20 protein-coding genes are annotated in these 24,877 nt (G+C 63.6%); 13 read left to right on the top strand and 7 right to left on the bottom strand.

Going from position 1 to position 24,877, the window contains the following annotated elements; genetic code table 11:
- Positions 1-41 precede the first annotated feature (41 nt).
- Positions 42-542: a peptidylprolyl isomerase gene (locus NH448_RS07475; RefSeq protein ID WP_045993746.1), complete on the bottom strand. Its 501-nt coding sequence runs from the start codon at positions 540-542 to the stop codon at positions 42-44.
- A 172-nt stretch (positions 543-714) separates the two neighbouring features.
- Here NH448_RS07475 and NH448_RS07470 point away from each other — a divergent pair, with 172 nt between their 5' ends.
- Complete coding sequence (locus tag NH448_RS07470) at positions 715-2,394, top strand: glutamine--tRNA ligase/YqeY domain fusion protein (protein ID WP_045993745.1); 1,680 nt, start codon at positions 715-717, stop codon at positions 2,392-2,394.
- A 1-nt stretch (position 2,395) separates the two neighbouring features.
- Positions 2,396-3,781 carry a cysteine--tRNA ligase gene (gene cysS, locus NH448_RS07465; protein ID WP_124804790.1) on the top strand — a complete coding sequence of 462 codons (1,386 nt, stop codon included), beginning with the start codon at positions 2,396-2,398 and terminating at the stop codon, positions 3,779-3,781.
- 2 nt (positions 3,782-3,783) lie between these two features.
- Here the strand turns inward: cysS and NH448_RS07460 are convergent, their stop codons facing one another.
- Complete coding sequence (locus NH448_RS07460; protein ID WP_124804789.1) at positions 3,784-4,923, bottom strand: DUF1853 family protein; 1,140 nt, start codon at positions 4,921-4,923, stop codon at positions 3,784-3,786.
- A gap of 87 nt (positions 4,924-5,010) precedes the next feature.
- Here NH448_RS07460 and NH448_RS07455 point away from each other — a divergent pair, with 87 nt between their 5' ends.
- From NH448_RS07455 to NH448_RS07420, 8 genes are all read left to right on the top strand, one after another.
- A complete protein-coding gene (locus NH448_RS07455; protein ID WP_045993742.1) occupies positions 5,011-5,913 on the top strand; it encodes an ABC transporter substrate-binding protein in 903 nt (300 codons plus the stop codon).
- 21 nt (positions 5,914-5,934) lie between these two features.
- Complete coding sequence (locus NH448_RS07450; protein ID WP_311767540.1) at positions 5,935-7,089, top strand: ABC transporter permease; 1,155 nt, start codon at positions 5,935-5,937, stop codon at positions 7,087-7,089.
- Positions 7,086-8,030, top strand: a complete 945-nt coding sequence (locus NH448_RS07445) for an ABC transporter ATP-binding protein (RefSeq protein ID WP_124804788.1) — start codon at positions 7,086-7,088, stop codon at positions 8,028-8,030. Before NH448_RS07450 ends, NH448_RS07445 begins: the two co-directional genes overlap by 4 nt.
- Complete coding sequence (locus tag NH448_RS07440) at positions 8,023-8,757, top strand: ABC transporter permease (RefSeq protein ID WP_124804787.1); 735 nt, start codon at positions 8,023-8,025, stop codon at positions 8,755-8,757. Before NH448_RS07445 ends, NH448_RS07440 begins: the two co-directional genes overlap by 8 nt.
- Before the next feature lie 343 nt (positions 8,758-9,100).
- Positions 9,101-10,309, top strand: coding sequence for a thiamine pyrophosphate-dependent dehydrogenase E1 component subunit alpha (locus NH448_RS07435; RefSeq protein ID WP_045993738.1), 1,209 nt, complete (start codon positions 9,101-9,103; stop codon positions 10,307-10,309).
- Position 10,310: 1 nt separating this feature from the next.
- Positions 10,311-11,288, top strand: a complete 978-nt coding sequence (locus tag NH448_RS07430) for a transketolase C-terminal domain-containing protein (RefSeq protein WP_045993737.1) — start codon at positions 10,311-10,313, stop codon at positions 11,286-11,288.
- A 21-nt stretch (positions 11,289-11,309) separates the two neighbouring features.
- A complete protein-coding gene (locus tag NH448_RS07425; protein ID WP_124804786.1) occupies positions 11,310-13,007 on the top strand; it encodes a dihydrolipoyllysine-residue acetyltransferase in 1,698 nt (565 codons plus the stop codon).
- Positions 13,008-13,071: 64 nt separating this feature from the next.
- The gene (locus NH448_RS07420) at positions 13,072-14,976 is read left to right on the top strand and encodes a protein kinase (protein ID WP_124804785.1); all 1,905 of its coding nucleotides are present in this window, start codon (positions 13,072-13,074) and stop codon (positions 14,974-14,976) included.
- Positions 14,977-15,132: 156 nt separating this feature from the next.
- Here NH448_RS07420 and NH448_RS07415 read toward each other — a convergent pair whose 3' ends face one another.
- From NH448_RS07415 to NH448_RS07400, 4 genes are all read right to left on the bottom strand, one after another.
- Positions 15,133-15,345 carry a ribbon-helix-helix protein, CopG family gene (locus NH448_RS07415; protein WP_045993734.1) on the bottom strand — a complete coding sequence of 71 codons (213 nt, stop codon included), beginning with the start codon at positions 15,343-15,345 and terminating at the stop codon, positions 15,133-15,135.
- Positions 15,346-15,631: 286 nt separating this feature from the next.
- Positions 15,632-16,318: a DNA-binding transcriptional regulator CsiR gene (gene csiR / locus NH448_RS07410; RefSeq protein WP_108449393.1), complete on the bottom strand. Its 687-nt coding sequence runs from the start codon at positions 16,316-16,318 to the stop codon at positions 15,632-15,634.
- 270 nt (positions 16,319-16,588) lie between these two features.
- On the bottom strand, positions 16,589-18,301 hold the full coding sequence (gene sulP, locus NH448_RS07405) for a sulfate permease (protein WP_045993732.1): 1,713 nt from the start codon (positions 18,299-18,301) through the stop codon (positions 16,589-16,591).
- Positions 18,302-18,401: 100 nt separating this feature from the next.
- A complete protein-coding gene (locus NH448_RS07400; RefSeq protein WP_124804784.1) occupies positions 18,402-19,559 on the bottom strand; it encodes an FAD-dependent oxidoreductase in 1,158 nt (385 codons plus the stop codon).
- 285 nt (positions 19,560-19,844) lie between these two features.
- On the opposite strand from NH448_RS07400, the gene NH448_RS23650 reads away from it, so the two are divergent.
- A complete protein-coding gene (locus tag NH448_RS23650) occupies positions 19,845-22,274 on the top strand; it encodes an EAL domain-containing protein (protein WP_124804783.1) in 2,430 nt (809 codons plus the stop codon).
- Here NH448_RS23650 and rarD read toward each other — a convergent pair.
- The gene (rarD, locus tag NH448_RS07390) at positions 22,250-23,149 is read right to left on the bottom strand and encodes an EamA family transporter RarD (protein WP_045993729.1); all 900 of its coding nucleotides are present in this window, start codon (positions 23,147-23,149) and stop codon (positions 22,250-22,252) included. The two genes, NH448_RS23650 and rarD, sit on opposite strands and share 25 nt — an antisense overlap.
- A gap of 209 nt (positions 23,150-23,358) precedes the next feature.
- On the opposite strand from rarD, the gene NH448_RS07385 reads away from it, so the two are divergent.
- On the top strand, positions 23,359-24,174 hold the full coding sequence (locus tag NH448_RS07385; protein WP_045993728.1) for an amidohydrolase: 816 nt from the start codon (positions 23,359-23,361) through the stop codon (positions 24,172-24,174).
- Positions 24,174-24,869, top strand: a complete 696-nt coding sequence (locus NH448_RS07380) for a pseudouridine synthase (protein WP_124804782.1) — start codon at positions 24,174-24,176, stop codon at positions 24,867-24,869. The genes NH448_RS07385 and NH448_RS07380 overlap by 1 nt, the downstream gene beginning before the upstream one ends.
- Positions 24,870-24,877 lie beyond the last annotated feature (8 nt).

Here is a 24,877-nt window from a genome sequence, read left to right as displayed (position 1 = left end):
ACGCCCGCAGCGCGGGCGTGCTCGGTGGAAAGGCAGGAGGATCAGGCGTCGTCCTTGACGTAGGCGCGCTGGATGATCACGTCCTCGGCAGGGACGTCGGCGTGCATGCCGCGTCGGGTGGTGGCCACGTCCTTGATCCGGTTGACCACGTCCATGCCGTCGACCACACGACCGAAGACACAGTAGCCCCAGCCCTGCATGTTCTTGCCGGTATGATTGAGGAAGTCGTTGTCGGCCACATTGATGAAGAACTGGGCGGTGGCGGAGTGAGGGTCCTGGGTCCGCGCCATGGCCAGGGTGCCGGTGGCGTTCTTGAGGCCATTGTCCGCTTCGTTCTCGATGGGGTCACGCGTGGGCTTCTGCTCGAAGTTGCTGTCGAAGCCGCCGCCCTGGACCATGAAGCCGTCGATCACGCGATGGAAAAGGGTGCCATCGTAGAAGCCATCGCGGACGTACTGCTCGAAGTTGGCCGCGGTCTTTGGCGCCTCTTCATGGTTGAGTTCGATCGAGATGTCGCCAAAATTGGTCTGCAGAATGATCATGGAGTGGTCCTGTAGCGTTTACAGCGCCTCTTGGCGCCTTTCTCGTTCTCGGCCCGGCTTGGCGCCGGGCCCTGGCGTGACGCTATAATAGCCGTTTTGCTTCGCAGCGCGAAGCCGGGGGCGGATCTGTGCCCTTCAAAGCCCTTACTTCACCAGAGGTTGATTCATCAACATGACCACCGAGACCAGCAACGCGCCGAATTTCATTCGCAATCAGATTCGCGAGGAAATCGAGGCCGGACGGTCACAGAAGATCGTGACGCGATTCCCCCCCGAGCCGAATGGCTTCTTGCACATCGGGCACGCCAAGTCGATCTGTCTCAACTTCGGACTCGCGGAGCAGTTCGGTGGTGACTGCCATCTTCGCTTCGATGACACCAACCCCGCCAAGGAAGAGCAGGCCTACATCGACGCCATCAAGGAAGACGTGCACTGGCTGGGCTTCCAGTGGGCGGGCGACATTCGTTTCGCCTCCGACTACTTCGACCAGCTCTACGCCTGGGCGCAGCATCTGGTGAAGGAAGGCAAGGCCTATGTCGATGATCTGTCTCCGGATGAGATTCGCGAATACCGCGGTACCCTGACCGAAGCCGGTCGCCCCAGTCCCTACCGCGACCGCAGCGCAGAGGAGAACCTCGATCTGCTCGAGCGCATGCGCCAGGGGGAATTTGCCGAAGGCGAAAAGGTGCTGCGCGCGAAGATCGACATGGCCTCGCCCAACATCAACCTGCGCGACCCGATCCTGTATCGCATTCGGCATGCCAGCCACCACCAGACCGGCGACAAGTGGAAGATCTATCCGTCCTACGACTTCACCCACGGCCAGTCTGACGCTATCGAAGGGATTACCCACTCGGTCTGCACCCTGGAGTTCGAGGACCACAGGCCGCTCTACGAATGGTTTCTGGAGCAGCTGCCGGTGCCGGCCAAGCCCCGGCAGATCGAGTTTGCGCGCCTGAATCTGAACTATACCCTGACCTCCAAGCGCAAGCTCAAGCTGCTGGTCGACAACGGCATCGTCGATGGCTGGGATGATCCGCGCATGCCTACCATCTCCGGGATGCGTCGGCGCGGTTATACACCGGCGTCGATTCGCAAGTTCTGCGAGATGATCGGTGTGACCCGGGCCGACGGCGGTCTGGTGGACATCGCCATGCTGACCCATGCCATCCGCTCCGACCTCGAGGACAATGCGCCTCGTGCCATGTGCGTGCTGAAGCCGCTCAAGGTGGTGTTGACCAATGTCGACGCCGACCACGAAGAGGTCTATGAGGTGGCGGGACACCCGGCCCGTGACGACATGCCGGTGCGCCGTATCCCCTTTACCCGAGAGCTGTGGATCGACCGCGACGATTTCATGGAAGAGCCGCCGAAGAAGTTCTTCCGTCTGGCCCCGGGCAAGGAGGTTCGCCTGCGCAACAGCTACGTGATCCGTTGTGACGAGGTGGTCAAGGACGAGGCGGGCGAGATCCAGGAGCTGCGTTGCAGTGTGGACTTCGACACCCTGGGCAAGAACCCGGAAGGGCGCAAGGTGAAAGGGGTCATCCACTGGGTCAGTGCCAGCCACGGGGTGCCGATCGAGGTGCGGCTCTACGACAATCTGTTCCTGGTCGAGCAGCCGGACAAGGACAAGGACGCCGATTTCCTCGAGCACCTGAACCCCGAGTCGCTGGTGACCGTCCAGGGTGTCGGCGAGCCGAGCCTGGCCGATGCCGGCAACGAGGATCGCTATCAGTTCGAGCGCGTCGGCTACTTCTGTGCCGACCGCTACGCCAGCCGCCCCGATCACCTGGTGTTCAATCGCACGGTCGGTCTCAAGGACACCTGGGCCAAGATGCAGAAGAAGGGCTGACATGCAGATCTACAACACGCTGAGCCGCACCAAGGAAGAGTTCACGCCCATCGAGCCGGGCAAGGTACGCATGTACGTCTGTGGCATGACGGTATATGACTTCTGCCACCTGGGACATGCCCGGGTCATGGTCGCCTTCGATGTCATCAGCCGCTATCTGCGCCATCGTGGCTATGACGTCACCTACGTGCGCAACATCACCGATATCGACGACAAGATCCTGCGTCGCGCCGAAGAGAACGGCGAGAGCATCGGTGAACTGACCGAGCGCATGATCGACGCCATGCACGAGGATGAAGGTCGACTGTTTGTCCAGCGTCCGGACCAGGAGCCCAGGGCCACCGGTCACGTGGCCGAGATCATCGGCATGATCGAGGTGCTGATCGACAAGGGCTTTGCCTACGCGCCGGGTAACGGTGATGTCTACTATCGCGTGCGCAAGTTCGAAGGCTACGGCAAGCTCAATAATCGTAACCTCGACGATATGCGCTCCGGCGCCCGCGTCGAGGTCGACGAGCACAAGGAAGATCCGCTGGACTTCGTGCTGTGGAAGGGTGCCAAGCCGGGTGAGGCCAGCTGGGCCTCTCCCTGGGGCGAGGGGCGTCCGGGTTGGCATATCGAATGTTCGGCAATGTCCACCTGCTGCCTGGGCAACACCTTCGACATCCACGGTGGAGGTCCGGACCTGACCTTCCCGCACCACGAGAACGAGATCGCCCAGAGCGAGGCGGCCACAGGCGAGCGCTACGTCAATACCTGGATGCACGCCGGAGCGGTGCGGGTCGACAGCGAAAAGATGTCGAAGTCACTGGGCAACTTCTTCACCATTCGCGAGGTGCTGGAGCACCACGATCCAGAGGTGGTCCGGTATCTGCTGGTGGCAAGCCACTATCGCAGTGCCATCAACTACGCCCCGGAGGCGCTTGGCGAGGCACGCAAGTCACTCGAGCGCTTCTATACCGCGCTTGACGGTGTCGCGCTGCCGGCGGAAATCGAAGTAGGGCCGGGCGACTACGCCGCACGCTTCAGCGCCGCCATGGACGATGACTTCAACACGCCGGAGGCCCTGTCGGTGCTGTTCGAACTGGTACGCGAGCTCAATCGTGCGCGCAAGGAAGGCAGCGATGACGTTCCTGCCCTGGCGCTCGAGCTCAAGCGTCTGGGCGGTATCCTGGGCTTGTTGACCCAGGAGCCGGCCGCCTTCCTCAAGGGTGGTTCGGTAGCGCTGTCCGAAGACGAGATCAATGCGCGTATCGCGGCGCGGGCGGAGGCCAAGAAGGCCAGGCAGTTCGCCGAAGCGGACCGCATCCGCGACGAGCTCGCCGCCCTGGGGATCGTGCTCAAGGACTCCCGCGAAGGTACCACCTGGGTGGTCGACAAGGGCTGAGCTCAGCCCGTAGTCGCCTGTCGCTTGTGCACCGCACGGGGCGGCAGGGGGACCTGTCGGGGCCAGTCGTCGCCGACCACGAAGATGCGCCGTCCGCATGCCGCGGGCGGCGCATTTTTCATGTCCGGGGTGGCAGGCTCATCGGCATCCTGGCCAAGGACCCATGAGCCATCCAGCGGCGGGTCCAGTGCCTCTCGCTCGAAGCGCAGGGGGTCCTCGGTCAGCATCACCTGTACCGGTGTCGCATAGGTGGCGAAATGTGCCGCCAGCGCCCGTGTCAGGTCGTCACGGCTGCTCCAGTGTCGCGGTTGTGGCGGGGCCAGCCAATGGGGTTTCGCCAGGCAGGTACCGAAGCGCATGTTCTCGAACTGTCGGCACAGGGCCGACCAGTCGCGCCAGTGACACCAGAGCCCCTGTAGCGCCGAATCCGGCACGCCGCGGGGTAGCGCCATGGGACAGTGCCAGGGTTGAAACAACACCCCGGGCATCGCCAGGTGGGCCTCGATTCCGTGTTGCAGTGACGCCAGGGGAGCCCCTTTGATCGTGTTGGCGGGGCTGTCATTCAGGCCCAGACGCAAAAGCTCTCGGGCGCGCTGGCTCTGCAGCAGGGGCAGTTGATGATGCAACAGATGGCTGACCTTCAGCGCCAGGCTGTCCAGCCCCCCGGGGCCTATCCAGCGACAGGTATCGCTCGAGTCCCCCGGACCGCAGGGGAGGCCGAGAAAGAACTTGATCGCCACTTCCAGGTGTTGAAGGCGCCCATCGGCGTTGCGGTAGAGCAGGTCCAGTTCGCCCAGGGTCCGCTTTTCTTCTCGAATAGGCACATTGTGAGCCAGCAACTCGGTAGCCGGTGCCGTAGAGAGCAAAAATTGCCAAAGAAACTCGTGATATTGTCCAAGCCGGGTGGTGGCGGTGCGCCCCACCATCGCCTCAAGTGCGCTCGGGTCGGCGTCGATGGCCGCCAGATAGGCGTGTCGGTGCTCCGGCTCGCCCAGCCCGAGCTGGGTCAGACTCGGACGCCCGGGCCAGTCGGTGTCGATCAGGTCGGGAGCCGTCATCAGCCATGCCAGATCACGCACCATGGGATGGTTGGGTACTGCGCCGAGCTGGACGGCGGTGGTTGCGCCTTGGCATGAGGTCATGATGGACTCACGTTGGTGAAACGTTCAGCAGGCTTGGCCTTGCCTCCTTATACTCAGCATACACACACAAGGAATTGGGTGAGATATATGAAACGTCCCCTGGTGTTAGCCGTGATGGTCGCCTCTGCCCTGGCGGGGCAGGTTCAAGCACAGGACCCGCTGGTGGTGTCCTCCAAGATCGATACCGAGGGCTCCGTGCTGGGTCAGATGATCCTGCAGCGCCTGGAAGCGGCAGGGCTCGAGGTCGAGGATCGGCTTCAGCTTGGCGGCACCAGCATCGTGCGCGAGGCCTTGATCAACGGCGAGATCGATATCTATCCGGAATACACCGGCAACGGTGCCTTCTTCCACGACATGACCGACAGCCCGGTGTGGCATGACGCGGACAAGGCCTATGAAACGGTGAAGAGCAAGGACGCCGAGCAGGGGCTGGTATGGCTCGAGCCGGCCTCGGCCAATAATACCTACGCCATCAGCGTGCGCGGAGACGTCGCCCGTGACAACGGGCTCGAGACCCTGGAAGACATGGCTGACTTCATCAACCAGGGGGGCGAATACAAGCTCGCGGCCAGTACCGATTTCGTCGAGTCCGCCTTTGCCTTGCCGGCGTTCGAGGAGGCTTACGGCTTCTCTCTGGACGATGATGACCTGCTGGTACTCTCCGGGGGTAATACCGCCGCGACCATGCGCGCCGCGGCCCAGCAGACCAGCGGCGTGAATTCTGCGATGACCTACGGCACCGATGGTGGCTTGCAGGCGCTGGACCTTACCGTGATGACCGACACCAAGGGTGTTCAGCCGGTCTATCAGCCGGCTCCCGTCGTGCGCAAGGAGGTGCTCGAGGCTCACCCCGAGATCGAAGAGGCTTTGGCGCCGGTGTTCCAGTCGCTGGATCTGGAGACCCTGCAGCGTCTCAACGGTGACGTGGCGGTGAACGGTCTGGACCCGGCGAAGGTGGCCGCCGACTACCTGTCGACTCTCGAGGACTGAGCCATCGGTCTCTTGAGTGCAGTGAACGGTGAGCGCGGCAATACGGTATTGTTGACTCTGATGCTGGTGGGGCTCGGTGCCTGGTGGGCCTTGCCTGTGGTCAGCGTCGCACCGAATCGTATTGTGCCCAGCGAGGCTCGCTACGCCTGGGAGGTGGCCGGGCCCGCCATGGCGCTGCTGGCCAGCCTGCCCATGGCCCTTGCGGCATTGTCGGCGCGTAGCGCTGACCCCGGCTGGCGCTCGCTTGGGCTGGTGCTGCTGGCGCTGGCGGGCCTGCCGCTGTGGCTGGTGTTGGCGGTGCACCAGCTCATCGATCCTGAGCTGCCCCAGGCGCGGCTCGGGATCGGTTCAGGCATCTGGTGTGCGCTGTTTGTGCTGATGTTGGCGCTTTTGGACCTGCGGACTCGACAGCGGCTGTCGACCGGGGTGTCCTGGCTCTTGATGCTGACTCCGCTGGCGCTGCTCGCCGTCTGCCTGCCGCTGGGGCTGAATCGTCTGGCGTTGTGGCAGGAGTACCAGGGCCGTGCCGATGACTTCTGGCTGGCCATCGGCGAGCACCTGCTGCTGGTCACTACCACCGTCGGCGTCAGTCTGGTCCTCGGCGCCGGCATCGCGCTGCTGATGCGGCGCTACCCCGAAGTGCAACGGGGCGCCTTCGCGGTACTCAATTTCCTGCAGACGATCCCCAGTCTGGCCTTGTTCGGCTTGTTGCTCGGACCGCTGGCGTGGCTTGCCAATCGCTACCCCTGGGTCGATTCGCTCGGCATCAGCGGCATCGGTTGGGCGCCGGCGCTGTTGGCCCTGGTGGCCTACAGCCTGTTGCCGATGGTCAGAAACACCTTTGTTGCCCTGGAGGGCGTTTCCCCCGGTGTGATCGAGGCGGCGCGCGGCATGGGCATGAGTCGGTTGCAGATCTTCTTTCAGGTGCGCCTGCCACTGGCGGTGCCGGTACTGCTGGAAGGGGTGCGCATCACCACGGTGCAGGCTATCGGCCTGACCGCGGTGGCGGCCCTGATCGGCGCCGGTGGGCTCGGGCGTTTCATCTTTCAAGGGCTGGGTCAGGCCGCCATGGATCTGGTGCTGTTGGGGGCCTTGCCCATTCTGGTGATGGCAATACTCGCCGATGCGGTACTCGGCAACCTGTCGAGGCGACTGGGGAGAGGAGAGGCCGCATGATCGAATTGATCAATATCAGCAAGCGTTTCGGGTCGACCACTGCGGTGGACAGCATTTCGCTGAAGGTGGAGAGCGGGGAGTTCTGCTGCCTGGTGGGGACCTCCGGCTGCGGCAAGTCCACCACCCTGAGGATGATCAACCGGCTGATCGAACACAGCGATGGCGAGATCCATATCGACCAGCAGCCCATTCGCAGCTTCAGGGAAGAGGCGCTGAGGCGTCGGATCGGCTACGCCATCCAGAGCACCGGTCTGTTCCCCCACTGGACCGTGGCGCGCAACATCGGCCTGGTGCCGCGACTGCTCAAGTGGCCAAAGGCCAGGATCGACGCACGGGTCGAGGAGCTGATGGCCTTGCTGGGGCTGTCGATGGACGAATTTGCCGGCAAGTACCCCGACCAGTTGTCCGGGGGGCAGGCGCAGCGGGTCGGGGTCGCCCGCGCCCTGGCGGCGGACCCGGATATCCTCCTGATGGACGAGCCGTTTGGCGCCCTGGACCCGATCACCCGCGAGAGCCTGCAACTGGAGCTGCGTGATCTTCAGGCGCGGCTGGGCAAGACCATCGTATTCGTGACCCACGACATGGACGAGGCCCTGACCCTGGCTGACCGGCTGGTGGTGATGCACGAAGGGCAGATCATGCAGCAGGGGCATCCATTGAGCGTGCTGAGAGACCCCGCCAACGATTTCGTCGCCTCGTTGCTGGGGGGCGAGGATCGCGGCCTCAAGGAGGCAGCGCTACTGCCGGTCAGCGAGCGCATGATGCCTCTGGGCACCGGTGGCGTGGCGCGCGAGCGGATCGACCAGGGCGCCTCGCTCAGGGAGGCGCTATCGGTGATGCTATGGCGCCGGGTCGAGCGCCTGGCAGTGGTCGATGACGATGATATTCCGATCGGCGAACTGAGCTTTCGTCGGCTGGTGGGAGCCCGGGGCCATGACTGAGCACTGGGCCAGCCGCTGGCGGGTTCCTGTCATCTGGGGGCTGTTGCTGCTGGCGGGTTGTCTGTTGATGGGGCAGCTGGAAGCGCTGTTTCGCTGGGTCGAGCCCGATAGCCGTGACGTGATCTTCTCGCGGGTGGACTTTCTGGTGTTGTTGGGACGCCATCTGCTGGTGGTCAGCGTTGCCGCCGTGCTGGCTACCTTGATCGGGGTGGGCGGCGCCATCGCCGTCACCCGTCCGGGAGGACGCGATTTTCTGCCGCTGGTCGCCCAGGTGGCATCGCTGGGACAGACGTTTCCTCCGGTGGCGGTACTGGCGCTGGCGGTGCCGGTGCTGGGTTTCGGCACCCTGCCCATCGTGGTGGCATTGCTGCTCTATGGTCTGCTGCCCATCGTGCGTAACACTCTCGCCGGGATCGAGGGTATCGATCCCTCGGTGCGGGAGGCCGCCCGTGGCATGGGCATGACCAGTGGCCAGATCTTGCTCCAGGTGGAATTGCCGCTGGCGGCACCGGTGATCCTGGCCGGTATTCGCACCTCGGTGACGATCAACATCGCCACCGCCGCCCTGGGTGCTACCGTTGGTTCAAGCAACCTTGGGGACCCGATCATCTCCGGTATCGTCAATGGCAACACCGCCTACATCGTCCAGGGCGCAGTGCTGATTGCACTGCTGGCGCTGACGGTGGACAGCGTGTTCGCGCGCCTGGCTCCTGCTCGCCGGGCCTGATGGCGTCGTCCGGGTCCGAACACCGAGACCTGGTCCGCTTTCCCTTTCCTGATCTCCGTATCCGCGAACCCCCCGTGCAGAGAGGGGGGCTTCGTGGTGGCCTGCGTCTCTCACCAGCCAGTCTCCCCGTCACGGTGGCCCGGTTCGGGCGTCCCATGGTGCTCGCCGCAAAGCGGTCCATCGAGGCAATTCGAGACGAATTTTCGACCAAAGTCGCGGCTAGGCAGGCGTCTCAGTTTACGTTAACGTCAAGTCAGTGCGTTGGTCCCGCCACGGGCAATCCCCTGGCAAGGGGCGGGAATAAAGACAACACTGCCCTCAAAAGGGGCAAAGGAACAGCACGATGACGACGACCGCACAGACCCACCGCCCGGACTTTCTGTCCGGCGACGAATACAGCATTCCCACCTATGCGGTGCTATCCCAGGACGGCACCCTCCATGACGGCGCCGAAGGGCCGGATCTCGAGCGCGACAAGGCGCTGAGAATCTACCACGCCATGGTGGCCACCCGGGTGCTGGACGAGCGCATGATGGCGGCGCAGCGTCAGGGACGCCTGAGCTTCTACATGCAGTGCACCGGCGAGGAAGCGGCGGTCATCGGCAGCGCCGCCGCCCTGGACGACGCCGACATGATCATGGCTCAGTACCGAGAGCAGGGCGCCTTGGCCTATCGCGGCTTCAGCTTCGACGAGTTCATGAACCAGTTGTTCGGCAATGAACTGGACTACGGCAAGGGCCGGCAGATGCCGATCCACTATGGGTCGCGCAAGCTGCACTACATGACCATTTCATCACCGCTGGCGACTCAGATTCCCCAGGCCACGGGCTATGCCTATGGCCAGAAGCTGGCGGGAGAGGGCCTCTGCACCATCGTCTATTTTGGTGAGGGCGCTGCCTCCGAGGGCGATTTCCACGCGGCGCTCAATATGGCGGCGGTACACGAAGCGCCGGTGATCTTCTTCTGTCGCAACAATGGCTACGCCATTTCCACGCCGTCGGTGGAGCAGTTCGCCGCGGATGGCGTGGCGCCCAGGGCGCTGGGATATCGCATGCACGTGATCCGCGTCGACGGCAACGACGTGCTGGCGGTCTACCGGGCCACCGAAAAGGCACGACGTCTGGCGGTGGAGGAGAACAAGCCCGTACTGATCGAGGCCATGACCTACCGTCTGGCGGCCCACAGCTCTTCCGATGACCCATCGGGCTATCGTTCGCGCAAGGAAGAGGACGCCTGGCGGGCCAAGGACCCGATCCGGCGCATGCAGCTGTGGCTCGAGGCCCAGGGCTGGTGGAGCGAAGACGAGGAAAAGGCGTTGCAGGACGAACTGCGTCGCGAGGTGCTGGAAACCATGAAACGGGCCGAAAAGCGCCCACCTCCGGCGATCGATACCATGGTCACCGACGTCTATGCCGACGTGACGCCTGCGCTGCAGCATCAGCTCGATGCTCTCAAGCAGCATGTTCGTCGCTACCCGGAGGCCTATCCGCGTGGGGCCAGGTCGCTGGACCCGGCGTTGAGCCATCGCGATGCCGACCAGGGAGGGGACTGAGATGCCGACCATCAATATGCTGCAGGCCATCAACCAGGCGCTGGACATCGCCATGGCCGAAGACGACAAGGTGCTGTGCTTCGGTGAGGACGTCGGGGGCTTCGGTGGCGTCTTCCGTGCGACCAGTCACCTTCAGGAAAAGTACGGCAAGGCGCGCTGCTTCAACACGCCATTGGTGGAGCAGGGCATCATCGGCTTCGCCAATGGGCTGGCGGCCCAGGGATCGGTGCCGGTGGCGGAGATCCAGTTCGCCGACTACATCTTTCCGGCCTTCGACCAGATCGTCAACGAGACCGCCAAGTTTCGCTACCGCTCCGGCGATCTGTTCAACGTCGGCGGGTTGACCATCCGCGCGCCCTACGGCGGTGGTATCTCCGGTGGCCTCTATCACTCCCAGTCGCCCGAGGCCTATTTCGCCCACACCCCGGGTCTCAAGATCGTGGTGCCGCGCAATCCCTACGAGGCCAAGGGCCTGTTGCTGGCCGCCATTCGTGACCCAGATCCGGTGCTGTTCTTCGAGCCGAAGCGCCTCTATCGCGCCTCCACCGGCGAGGTCCCGGAAGAGGATTACCAGCTGCCGCTGGGAGAAGCCGAGGTGACCAAGGAAGGAGCCGATATCACGCTGCTGGGCTGGGGGGCTCAGATGGAGGTGATCGATCGGGCGGTGGAGATGGCAGAAAAGGACGGGGTGTCCTGCGAAGTGATCGATCTGCGCAGCATCCTGCCCTGGGACGAGGATACCGTCGCCGAGTCGGTACTGAAGACAGGCCGCCTGGTCATCACCCACGAGGCGCCCCGCACGGGGGGCTTCGCCGGAGAAATCGCCGCTGCCATTCAGGAGCGCTGCTTTCTTTACCTGGAGTCGCCGATCCAACGGGTGACCGGCATCGATACACCTTTTCCGCTGACGCTGGAGAAGGAGTATCTGCCCGACCATCTGAAGATCTACGAGGCCATCAAGACCTCACTCCACTACTGAGACGGCGCCGGGAGCCAAGACATGACAGAGTTCAAGCTGCCTGACATCGGCGAGGGCATCGTCGAGTGTGAGGTGATGGAATGGAAGATTGCCGAGGGTGATACCATCGCCGAAGACCAGCCTGTGGTCGAGGTGATGACGGACAAGGCGCTGGTGGAAATCACCGCCCCGGAAGCCGGCGTCGTTACCAGGCTGCACGTGGCGAAGGGTGAAATGGCGCGAGTCCATGCGCCCTTGTTTGCCTATCGTGGCGAGCCTCAGGGCGGCGATGGGCAGGGCGGAGAGGCCCAGCGTGATGAGGGTCAGACTGAAAGCGAAGACAACACGCCGGTGCAGGCGGAGAGCGCCGCAGAGGCGTCTGTCCAGGAGCCGGCAGAGCCAGTAGAGCCGCCGTCGAGCTCCAGCGAAAAGGGCGGTGCGGGGCGACGGGTAGACTTTATTCTGCCCGATATCGGTGAGGGCATCGTCGAGTGCGAGATCGTCGAATGGCACGTGGCCCAGGGTGACGAGATCAGCGAAGACCAGCGACTGGTCGATGTCATGACCGACAAGGCCATGGTCGAGATCACTGCGCCGGAGGACGGGGTCGTTGCCGAGCTGTATGTGGCCAAGGGCGAGATGGCCAAGGTCCATGCGCCGTTGTTTGCCTATCAGGTTGCGGGTGCCGCCGCTGGTGAAACGCCGGCGGTCGAGGAGGCGTCGCCCCCGACCCCGACCCCAAAGAGTGACTCTCCCGTGCACAAGGCTGCGTCCGAGGGGGGCAAGGGCCCCTACGGGCGCATCCCGGCGAGCCCGGCGGTACGCCGACTGATCCGAGAACACCAGCTGCGACTCGAGGACATTCCCGGTAGCGGTCGCCAGGGCCGCGTGTTGAAGGAAGACGTGCTGAACTTTCTCGATGGCGCTCGACACAGCGGTGCCGCTTGCGCGGCCGATTCCGGGTCCGATTCCGGGGTCGAGTCAGCAGGGGCGGGCTCTCCCGCCGGCACCGATGCAACAGCCCGCGACGAAGGAGAGGTGCGAGTGGAACCGCTGCGCGGGGTCCGGGCGGCCATGGCGCGCCAGATGGTGGCGGCAGCCAGCAGCGTGCCGCACTTCCAGTACGGTGAAGAGATCGACGTCACCGACCTGCTGGCCTTGCGCGGCCGGCTCAAGCCCCAGGCCGAAGCCAGGGACGTCAAGCTCACCCTGATGCCGTTTTTCATCAAGGCGCTGGCGCTGGCGATCGATGAACATCCCCTGGTCAATGCGCGTCTCAATGACGAGGCCACCGAAATCCACTATCCGCCCCACTGCAACGTGGGCATGGCGGTGGACGGCAAGGCCGGCCTGATGGTGCCCAATATCAAGGGCTGTGAGCGCCTGAGCCTGCTTGAGATCGCCGCCGAGGTGCAGCGCCTGACCGAGGCCGCGCGCGAGGGTCGGGTGACTGCCAGCGACCTCAAGGGAGGCACGATCAGTATCTCCAATATCGGTGCCCTCGGCGGGACCTATGCAGCCCCCATCATCAATATCCCCGAGTCGGCGATCGTGGCCATCGGCAAGACCCAGTGGCTGCCGCGCTTCGACGAGGCAGGGCAGGTCGTGCGTCGGGGCATCATGACGGTGACCTGGGCCGGTGATCATCGCTTGCTGGATGGCGGCACCATCGCGCGTTTCTGCAATGCCTGGAAAGGCTATCTCGAGGACCCTGAAAGCATGCTGCTTCACCTGTCCTGAACGGTTGTGACGGCGTGCGCCCGAGGCGCCGCCGTGGCATCGTGTATCGGTGGAGGATACCGCCATGCCCCAGGCCCCGTTGCAGCAGTTCTACATCCCGGAAGATCAGTCGATCTACCTGCTCAGCCAGGACGACGCGCGCAAGCTCAAGGAGTGGGTCGCGCTGTGTCGTACCCAGCTCGAGCAGCTGGGCTATCGGCGCATCGAGCTGGTCGGCAAGGGCGCCTACGGTTTCGTGTTTGCCGGGGTCAGTCCCGACCAGCGCCATCACGTCTTCAAGTTCAGCCGGGTCACGTTGCCGCAGCACCTGCAGGATCGCCTCGAGGAAGAGGCCTTCATGCTCGAGCAGGTGGTGCATCCCCGCGTGCCGGCGCTGGTCGCCTATCAGCGGGTGCGCCACCAGGCGATTCTGGTGATGGAGCGGGCTCCGGGGCTCAATCTGGAAGAGGTATCGCTGCGTCAGGGTCGGCTGTCACCACGGCTGGTGGTGCGTATCGCCACCCAACTGGCCGATATCCTGCGTGAGCTGAGGCGTGAAACCACCCCCGCCGGCGCCCCGAGAAAGCCGGTGGTCCATGGCGACATCAAACCGTCGAATCTGGTGTTTGACGCTCGCGACGAAACGGTGGCGCTGATCGACTGGGGGTCGTCGGTATTTGCACAGCTCGACGCACGGCTGCAGTTCGTCACCGCCAACGTGATGGAGCTTATGTCCGACAATCTGCAGCAGACCAATGCCAGGCTCGGGGACGTCTATTTCATCGGCGAGGACCAGCTTGGGGGCGCGCTGTCATCACCGCGCTTCGACGAGCAGGGCGTCGCCGGGACCCTCTACGCGCTGGCCTCGGCGCAGTCCTGCCGTTTCGGACATCGCGCCATTCCCGCCACCTCGCTGGGTCTGCCGATGGAGTTTGCCAGGACCCTGGACGGGATGCTCGATCCCGACCCCGAGGTGCGATTGAGGGCCGGCGACCACTTCATTGCCGAAATGCCGCGTCTGGGACGGTTGGTGATGCTCGATCTGCCGCGGCCCCAGGAAGTGGCACAGGTGCCGGTGTGGAGCCGCGCGCTGAGTCGCGAGATCGATACCGTGGTGTACAGCTCGCGCAAGGCATTTCTGAGGGAAGAGGGCGTGGAGGAGACGCTCAATGACGTCAACGATGTTCAGCTGGACCGCTACTATCGCAACTTCATGCAGGGCATGGGGGAGACCGAAAAGGCCTTTCTGGCCGCCGTCAGCCGGCTGGGCAAGTACCCGGTGGTCGGAGGACTGGCGGTGCGCTGGGAGGCCGATGGCGTCTATATCGACTCGTCATTGAATCTGCACGATGCAGGGCTCAAGCGAGCCTTCGTGGCGGCGGTCAACAACATGGTGACCCTGGCGCGGGCGATCCATCGGCGGGGCATCTTCAAGAGCTGCCTGTTCAATGCCCGCGATACCCTGCACCTGGAACGGACCAGTCCGGATCACCCCTTCGTGGTCGATCCGTCGCTGAAACTGTCCTATGAGGTCAGCGCGGTGCCGGAACTGGAGGATCGTTCCCGTCTGCACAGCTATTTCGAGGACGGTCCCGACCCTGAGGAATTGCTGATACTGCCGGAGGCGATCATCACCTCGTTGCAGGCGCTCAATGATATCCACCACACCGGCATGATCATCTTCGAGGTGCTGCCGTCGCATCTCAAGATTCACCACCACTATCGGCTGCTCGATCCTTCAAGGGAGCAGGAGTTCCATGACTGTCTCGAGGACATCGTCGATGCGGTGAAGCTGATCGAGGGACTGGGTATCTCCGGCTTTATGAAGATGCCCTACAAGGACACGCGGTTCTTTCCCCACGTGGCACGCCAGCCGGAACGCTACTATCCTCGCGACCCCAGAGCGGCGCTGGCAAGAGCGATGTCCGAGCAGCCGGTCGGGGGGGAGTCAGAAGCGCTGCGAGAAGGTCTGCACCAGGCGCAGCGCTAGTCTCTGTCCGAAAAGTTGACGAGCGAAGGTTAGACAAGGCAAAAATCGGTGAGAAAGCGCAGTTTACGGGGTGTAAATGAGCATTTTAACCGGGCTGGCGCACCAGCCGATTTTTAACGCCGTATTACCGAGCGCAGGCACTTTTCAGGCGAGTCGTCAGGCGCCGAGCCCGCTTTCGCGCAGAAGTTGATCGATGGAGCGCTCTGCACGCTGGCTGCCGGCGCCCTCGTGGGCCAGCTCGGCTTCGAGGACCTCGGCGCCTTCGCTGACCAGACGTTCGATCAGTGCAGCCTTCGACAGGCCGGTCTTTTCGGCCAGGAAATCCAGGCGTGCCTCCAGGTCCCGCGAGAATCTGAGTAGATGGGGCATGGTATTCCTCCGGTGGCAACGCGTACGGCTATCAGATTTATGAAAAGTCTAGGTGTTACGGGTGACAGTCCGGTGACAATCCCGGGCCCTGTCTAGACGGTGCCGCGCCCATCGAGGTTCAGGACCAGGCCCGGTGCACTTCCAAGTGTGCAGCTATCCGTCTGGCGCTGTCGCTCTCCCTTGGGGAGTAGCTCACTGCGCGCCGAGGCGGGAGTGTGGCCCTTCTTTGAGCGCAGGTGAGCGCAGGCCAACTGCCTTGCTCAAGCGTAAGCGCCGTCATGGTGACTCAATCCAGGCCGCGCCGGGCCATCACTTCGGTGATGATCGGTACCGGCGTCATCAGATGGTCACGCATCATGCGCCGGGCCTTGCCGGCGTCCCGACTCAATACCGCCTCGGTCAGTGCCGCATGTTCGTCACGCTTGACCGCCAGGGCCTCGCTGGAAAACACCGTCTCGCGAAGCCACAGGTGACGGTAGCGCTCGACCTGGTCGAACAGGGTGTCGCGCACCTGCATCAGATGAGGCGAGTTGCAACCGGCCACGATGGCACTGTGGTAGGCCTTGTGGCGACTGTCCCAGATATCGAGCAGCTCCTCGGAAGAGCTGACGCTTTCGACCTTGGCCAGGGTGTGCGCGGTAGCGATGATATCGGCTTCCCAGCGATCGTCACCGCGTTGGATGGCCAACTCCAGCATCAGCCCCTCGAGCTGGGCGCGGGCATCGTACAGATCCTCGAGCTCCGCCAGCGACATGGGGGCCACCCGATAACCGCGTTGACTGATGGCAACCACCAGACGGTCGGCAACCAGCTGGGACAGGGCTTCGCGCAGCGGCCCCACGCCCAGGTCGTAGCGTTCTTTCAGCCTTGCCATCAACAGCTTTTCGCCCGGGGCGAAGACGCCACGAATGATGTCCTGCTTGAGCCAGCGGTAAGCGCTGATGGCGAGGTTCTGCTTGGGTGAGTCTTCCATCTCGTGGCCCGTCCATGTATCACCGGGCCATCTTACCGCAATGCCGACAATGTCGATATTCTCCTAAGGCATCGGTCGGCACCCAGTTGTGTCGATGGCAGCAGGTCCGGCTTTTCTATCTGCGGCAACGATGGCTCGAGGCGGGCCCTTTGACCCGCAAGATCGACACGGCTCCAGCCTCGCCTGGTGGTTGTCGGGCAGCTACCGGGCAGATACCGGGCAGCTACCGGGCAGCTACCAGGCATCGTCCGGCGAGGCGAGTCTGGTGGATCAGTCCCGGGTGCGTCGAAGCTCCGTCCAGGCGGCATAGGTACTCAGGAACACGCGGCCGGTCAATTCATCGAGAAAGTCGGAATGCTTCAGCCGGTCCATCACCGGCCCCTTGACCTCGGCCAGGTGTAGGGTGACGCGAGAGTCCTTCAGACGGGCATTGATCGCGTCCAGGCTTTCCAGCGCCGAGGCGTCGATCAGATTCACTGCAGAGCAGATAAGTACCACGTCGCTCAGCTCGGGGCGCTGGGCCACCAGTGTATAGAGGGTGTCTTCGAGATAGCGGGCGTTGGCGAAATAGAGGCTTTCGTCGACCCGGAATAGGGCGAGATGGCTGACGGTCTCGACCTGATGCCGGGTGATCGAGCGGAAGTGCTCACTGCCAGGGATGCGACCGACGATGGCGCTGTGGGGGCGACTGGTACGGTACAGGAAAAGCGCAATCGAGAGACCTACCCCGGCGATGATGCCGGCTTCGACGCCCTCCACCAGCGTCAGCAGCATGGTCACCGCCAGGGCCGAGAAGTCGCTGCGGGAGTAGCGCCAGGTCTGGCGAATCAGCGGGATATCCACCAGCGTCAGTATGGCCACGGTGATGGTGGCGGCGAGGGTGGCGATCGGAAGATGTTCCAGCAGGGGAGTGAGCGCCAGGGTCACCACACCGATACCGATGGCGGCAAACAGACCGGCCATGGGGGTGCGTGCACCAGACTGCTGATTGATCACGGTGCGCGACAGTCCGCCGGTGACTGGCATGCCGGCGGTGACAGCAGCGGCCAGGTTGGCGCCGCCGAGTCCGATCAACTCCTGATTGGGGGAGACGCGCTCGCGGCGCTTTGCGGCCAGCATCTGGGCCATCGAGATGGACTCGACAAAGCCCACCACACTGATCAATAGCGCCGGCACCAGCAGCGCGTGCCACAGGCCCAGCTCGAATGTCGGCAGACCGAAGGCTGGCAGGCCGGCGGGGATCTGCCCCACGGTCGCAACCCCCCTGGAGGCAAGATCCCATCGCCAGCTGATCAGCGTGGTGATGACCACCGCCGCCACGGGACCTGCGCGTACCAGCATGCTGGCAGGCCCCCTGGGCAGGCCCAGTGCCGTCAGAGCGTGTTGCCCATAGCGGCGGGTCGCCCACAGGAAAAGCAGGGTCGAGGCGCCCATCGCCAGGGTCATCAGGTTAGTCTGGTCGAGGTGGGATAGCTGGCTGTAGATCAGTGCCAGGGCGGTATAGCCACCGGCCTCGATGCCCAGCAGGTGAGATAGCTGACTGATGGCGATCAGCAGTCCCGAGGCCGAGAGAAAGCCACCGATGACCGGGTGGCTGAGAAAGTTGGCGAAAAAGCCCAGGCGCAGCATGCCCATGGCGGTCAGCATCAGTCCCGACAGCAGTGCCAGCACCAGCGCCGCCTCGACGTACGCGGCGCTACCGGGAGTGGCCACCTTGGTCAGAGCGGCGCCAGTCATCAGAGCGATGATCGCCACCGGGCCCACCGCCAGCGACCGGCTGGTGCCCAGCATGGCGTAGACCACCGCCGGTAGCAGACTGGCATAGAGTCCGACCACGGCAGGCAGACCCGCCAGAATGGCGTAGGCCAGCGACTGGGGGATCACCATGACGGTGACGATGATACCCGCCAGCAGATCGCCCCCCAGCAGACGCGGCGTATAGTGTGGCAACCAGGCAAGAATCGGAAGGTAACGCTTGATCATGGAAATGCCGACGTCCTAGTCAGGGTATTGGAGGGCCTGGCGCAGGCGCTTGCCGAGAAACCTCTAGCCTAGCCGAAAGCGGTGAGCGAGTAGAGTCTTGTCAGCGCAGACGCCTGGTACGCTGCATGAAATTCAGGTCCAGATGACGTTTCAGGCGGCTGGCCAGTCGTCCGCCCCACCAGGCGTTTCCGTAGAGCGCCAGGGCTTCGCCGTGGCCGAGATTGACGATGGACAAGGCCCGCGCAGGCGGGCGGTAAGAGGTCAGTGACGCCTGCGGGTCCAGCGATGCGATCAGGTTCCGGGCCAGTACGGGGCCCTGACGAACCCCGTGGACGCCCAGCCGTGGCAAGGGATGGTCGATCAGTGCAGCACAGTCTCCGCTGGCAAAGACGCCGTCGGTCCCCTGGACCTCAAGCGACGGGTCGATAGCTATGCCGCGACCATCGATCGTCGGCAGGCCGAACCTCTCGAGTCCTCGCGGAGGACCCAGCCCAGTGGCGTCGACGATGTCGGACGCCGGCAGATGTCGGTCATGGCGGCTGTCGACGACAAGGATTCCGCGACGCTCCAGGGCTGCCAACAGGTAGCGTCGGGCTCGCGCGGGCGCTTCTGGCAAGGGGCCAGAGCCGCGATGTCGCAGGCGAATGGTCAGAGCACCAGCGGTGAGCTGGTGGCGGCGGCCGAGTGCTTCGATGGCGCAGGCGATCTCGACCCCGCTGGCGCCGGCACCGAGAATCTCGACGCTCACCGACTGTCGGCGCTGAAACCGACGCTCGAGGCTGCGCCGCAGCCGGACCAGATGGGGGATGGGCTTGATCTGCCAGTGTGTCTGCTTGTCGCCTGGTAGCGAGGCTGCGCTATCGCTGCTGGCTTCATCATCGCTCGACCGCAACACAGGAGCAGAGCCCAGATTCAGCCCCAGTCGATCAAACGCCAGAGAGGTCCCGTTGGACAGCAGCGCCTGGCGCGCGTCGGTGTTCAGCGCACAAAGACGCGCCCTGACCAGTGCAACCCCTCGCCCATGACAGAGCGTCGCAGGATCGATCCTGTCGGTCGCAGGTGAATGGTCGCCGGCCAGCACGCCGCTGGCCAGGCCCGAATACCAGAAGGCGCCGGGGTCGACCAGGGTGACATCGAAGCGCGACAGCAAGGAGCTCTGATGCAGCAGATGCAGATGGGCGTGGCCTGCCCCGATCAGCAGCAGCCGTGGCTTGCTGCCGATAGCGGTAGGGCGGGATCGCGCGGTGGTCGAGGACATGGGCGGCCGTCATCCTGAAAGCGAGTAGCGATCATCCCGGCTGACATGCGCGAGGTCAAAGACGGTGCGCGCTGGACCTATCCCTATCTTCAGTCCATCGCTACCTCCAAAGGGAGCGCGAGGGGAACATCGGTGGCTTCTAGGCTTCATCTACGGGGCGAGACAGCACTTGATCGAACGTCGCCAGCAGACGCTCCCGTGGGAGCCTTACTCATGCACATCCTGCTCGGGCCGTGCCCTCTCCCGTGGTTGAGGTCACTGCTACTGGTGAGACTCAGGAGACTTGTGCCGACCACCCTTGGCCTGGTGGCCATGGTCGCTTCTGCGATGCTATCGGGTGATGAACTGGACGAGTCGCAGGGTGCTTCACTGACACTGTTGACCTCTTACCACCAGGGGTACCGGTGGAATGACGATGTGGTCAGCAGTGTCGAGGCGCGTTTTCGTCACGAAGCCAGCGCAGACCGACAACTGCTGGTGGAGTATGTCGATGCGCTGCGCCTGGCGCGGCCGCTGGCCCATGAGGCCCTGCTCCAGCGATTGACCGCCAGCACCTTGAATGAAAGCGGCAGTCTGATCATTGCCGATGACCCCGCCATGGCCTTCTATCTGGAGTATCGTGACGAGCTCCCCTGGCCGCGCAAGGTGGTAGCACTGGGACTCAATGATGACCGCTTCAGGGAGCAGGCCCAGGCGCTTGGAGTGAAACTGCTCAAGTCCTACCCGGTCATGGCGCAGTCGCTCAATATGCTGGTGGAAACCTTTGGCTCACCGGTGCCTTTGATGCTGCTGGCCGAAGACTCCGAACACGCCTTCAATGTCGTCGATGACATGGTGGAGGTGATCGGCAGTGTCGCCGATGTGACCCTGGTCGATGTGGTCACTGGCTGGACCCCGGAAGAGGTGATCGAGCGATTATCGCGAAGCCCGCCGGGTACTCGACTGTACATGCAAGGGGGGCAGGACTCCGGTTGGTCCGAAGGGGCGGGAAGTACCGCCCATCGACTGGAAGCGCTGGCCGCCCAGGGCTATCCGGTGTTCTGCCATTTCGAATTCCAGATGGCGATAGGCTGTGCCGGCGGGGCGATTCTCGATGTCGACTTCCTTGCCCACGCCGCCGTGGAACTGGCGCTGACGCCAGCCTTTGACCTGGTACCGGCCAGTTCCTCGGTGATGGCCCAGCGTCACCTGATCGATGCCCGCTGGTACCGTCTGTTCGAGGGCCATGACAACCTCCCGTTCCAGTGGATCGGCGTTCGCGGACGGCTGGAGCAGGTCGCGCGGGAGTATCGTCAGGCGTTGTACGGGGTGTCGGTGGTGGCGGTTGGCTCGCTGCTGGGCGTGGGGGCCTTGCTGGTGGCGCGCAACAGGTCGCGACGTCTTCGTCGCAAGTTGATGGTCGATCAGCGTTTTGGGTTGCCTACCAGGCTGGCGTTGGTAAGCGACTATCGAGGCAGTCGATGCGAGGAGGTGGAGTGGCTGTTTGTGCTGGTCTCACCCGAACTCAGGAGCTATCGCAGGCGCTTTGGCAGCGGCAGTCTGGAGGGTCTTCTGCGGATCAGTATCGATGTCTTCAAGGCGCACCTCCCCAAGGGCTGGCGGCTGTATCTGGGGGGCGAAGAGCAGCTGATCGGCATGGTCCCTGCCCAGGCCCACGGACCCGACGTGGAATCCCAGCTCGATAGCTACCTGGCCTTGGTGGGGCAGTTTCAGCAGCGCGACAGCGCACGGGTCCTGCGCTGGCATGCCAGTGTGGTGGTGGTGCCCGGACACTCCACGGACCTGAGCAACTGTCTGGCTTCGCTGGAAGAGGGGGTGCAGCGGCTGGAAAGCGAAGGTTGGGTACGTCCGGTGCTCAGGGTGACCGCGGCGGGTCCCTATCACGAGACTCAGCTGCGTTGGCTGTGCCGGCAGGTCAGTCTGCTGATCGAGAATCCCGGCAATCAATGGCGTCTGGTGGCCCAACCCAAGATGGCGCCCTCGAGCAGAACCCTGGTCGGTGCCGAGGTGTTGATCCGCTGGTGTCATCCCGACGCGGGCAATATTCCGCCGCCGGAGTTTCTTCCGGTCATTCTGATGCTCGGCCTGGCGGAGCGTTTCGACCGTTGGGTGATCGGCCGCACCCTCGACTGGCTGATGGAACTGCGAGGCGCGGCCTGGCTCGGTACCGTCTCGGTCAATGTCCACCTTTCGACGCTCGTGGCCGATGACTTCCCCGATTTCATGGTGACTGAACTGGCGCGACGTCGGCTGCCTCCACGCTGCCTGGCACTCGAACTGGTGGAGCACGAGCATGTCGATGACGTCGAGCGGGTTCAGCGACAGATGAGGCGGCTCCACGAACGCGGTATTGGCGTCGCCCTGGACGACTTCGGTAGCGGCTACACCGCCTTCAACCTGCTTCAGCGCCTGCCCCTGGCGGCGATCAAGCTGGATTATTCATTACTTCACGCCGCGCGGCGTTTCGATCAGGCGCGTCAGGCTTATGCGGCGCTGGTGGGACTCTGCCATCGCATGGAACTGACGGTGGTGGCGGAAGGCGTCGAGACCGTCGAGGACGCAAGTTGGCTGATCACCCTGGGGGTCCAGGAAGGGCAGGGCTACTTCTTCGCGCCACCGATGGAGCTGGAGGATCTGGTCGCGGTCTATGGCGAGAAGCCAGCGGGCCCGATGCCGACGACGGTACTGCGTCAGGTGGGCACTCGGCGCTGCTGACGCAGGCTCGACCAGGAGTAGAGCGCCAGCGCGATCCAGATCAGCACGAAGGTAGTAAGCTGCTCGACCGCCAGGGGCTCGTTGAACACCCACAACGCAATCAGAAACTGCAGCGTCGGATTGATGTACATCAGAAATCCCAGAGTACCGAGGGTCAGCCGGCGCGCAGCGCCGGCAAAGGCCAGCAGCGGCAGGGCCGTCAGCACCCCGGAGGCCATCAGCAGCGCGGCGCTGTAGGGGGCGGTGAAGAATAGCGCCCCATCGAAGTGGCTGACCGGCAGCTGTTGTATCAGCAGCAGCGCCAGTGGAAGGAGCAGCAGCGTTTCGATGAACAGGCCCGACAGCCCGTCCAGCGCAAGCTGCTTGCGCAGCAGTCCGTAAGTGCCGAAAGACACCGCCAGGCACAGGCTCAGCCAGGGCAAGGTGCCCAACTGGAATAGCTGCAGCACGATGGCACCGAGGGCAAGGCCAATGGCCAGGCGCTGCGTCGGCGCGACGCGTTCCTTGAGCACCACCACGCCCAGCGCCACGTTGACCAGCGGTGTCATGAAATAGCCCAGGCTCGCCTGCAGCACCCGGTGAGTCTCTACCGAGTAGATATAAAGGCCCCAGTTGGCGCCGATGAGCAGAGCGCAGGCGAGCGCCGGCAGCAGTTGCCGAGGTGCCTGGCGAATATTGGCGATGACCGACCAGCGCTTGAGCAGACTGATGACCAGTGCCAGAAACAGGCACGACCAGATGACGCGATGGGCGAGTATCTCGAGTGCACCCACGCCGTCGAACAATGCGAAGAAAAGGGGAAATCCACCCCAGGTGCCATAAGCCAGCAGCGCAAAGGCGACGCCCTGGGCCGAGGGAGTGGAGAGTCCTTTCATGCCGCGAATTCCCGTTCAGAGTTGGTGCCGAAGTTGGTGTCGACGTTGGTATCGATGTTGATAGCGAAGGTTGAGCTGATCGCCGCGTCGCGTCAGGCCGGATGACGGTGGGGTTTTCCGGGGCCTGGGGCATTCGACCGTTGCCACCTGCTGCGACAAGGCGCTGTGTCGTTTAGGCTAGGGGGACGACGTCAATTGATGAGATTACCATGACACAGCTGCGTACGACGCTTGTCCAGTGCAACCTTCACTGGGAAGATCCCGAGTCCAACTGCCGGATGCTGGAGGACAGCCTGGCGGACCTGGGCGCCAACGATACCGACCTGATCGTGCTGCCGGAAATGTTCGCCACCGGGTTCACCATGAACTCACGCGAGATGGCCCAGCCCATGGCGGACAGCAGCGTGGTGGCATGGCTTGTGGATCAGGCTCGCCAACGAGGCTGCGTGGTTACCGGCAGCGTGGCCATCGAGGAGCAGGGCGAGTACTTCAACCGCCTGGTCTGGGCGCGACCGGACGGCGACATCAGCTGGTATGACAAGCGCCATCTCTTCCGCATGGCAGGCGAGCATGAACGCTACGACATGGGTCGTGAGCGCGTGATCGTCGAGCTCAATGGCTTCCGCATCCTGCTGAGCGTCTGCTACGACCTGCGCTTTCCGGTATGGCTGCGTCAACGCCAGAACCCATCGACCCACTTCGAATATGACGCCCTTCTATGTGTTGCCAACTGGCCGGCGCCGAGGCGCCATCCCTGGCGCACACTGCTGCAGGCGCGTGCCATCGAGAACCTGGCCCCGGTGATCGGTGTCAACCGCGTCGGTGAGGACGCCAAGGGCCTCGCCTACTCGGGTGACTCCATGTTGATCGATGCCAAGGGTGAGGCGCTGATCGACGAGGCGCGTGATGAGCCCTTTATCAAGACCGGAGTGCTCGACCGCGACGAATTGGCGGCATTCCGGGAGAAGTTCCCGGCATGGCAGGATGCCGATGCCTTTCAACTCGCCGATGACGAGGCCAACTGATGCGTCTGGACCGCTTTCTCAGCGAGACCACCGACCTGACGCGCAGCCTGGCCAAGCGAGCCTTGGTGCGCGGGGAGGTAACGGTCAACGGCGAGCTTGAAAAGAAGGCTGCGCGACATGTGGCGAGTGATGACGAGGTGCGCTGGGAGGGACGACTTCTTGAGCTGGTTGGACTTCGTTACATCATGCTGCACAAGCCCGTCGGGGTGGAGTGCACGGCCAGACGGGGACTCTACACGCGGGCGGTTGACCTGATCGATCTGCCCAAGGCCGAGCGTCTGCAGCCGGTAGGGCGGCTGGACGTCGACACCACTGGCTTGCTGTTGTTGAGCGACGATGGCCAGTGGTCCCACCGCATCACCTCGCCTCGCCATCGCAGCGCCAAGGTATACCAGGCCCTGCTGGCACGGGACCTGGACAACCCTGACGAGGCCGTCGCACGTTTTGCCGAGGGCATCATGCTGGAGGGCGAGGAGACCCCGACGCGTCCCGCTACCCTGACCTGTCACGGGCCGAGGGAGGTCGAACTCGCCATCGTCGAAGGGCGTTATCATCAGGTCCGTCGCATGTTCGCCGCCATCGGCAACCATGTCGAAACGCTGCATCGCCACACGATCGGACCCTTGACACTGGATGCGTCACTCGAACCCGGCCAATGGCGCGAATTGACAGCCGAGGAACGCGAGCTGTTTTAACAGCGCTG

This window comes from Halomonas sp. OfavH-34-E (assembly GCF_024124525.1).
In the GTDB taxonomy this organism is placed as follows: domain Bacteria; phylum Pseudomonadota; class Gammaproteobacteria; order Pseudomonadales; family Halomonadaceae; genus Halomonas; species Halomonas litopenaei.
This window is presented reverse-complemented; position numbering and strand designations above follow the sequence as displayed.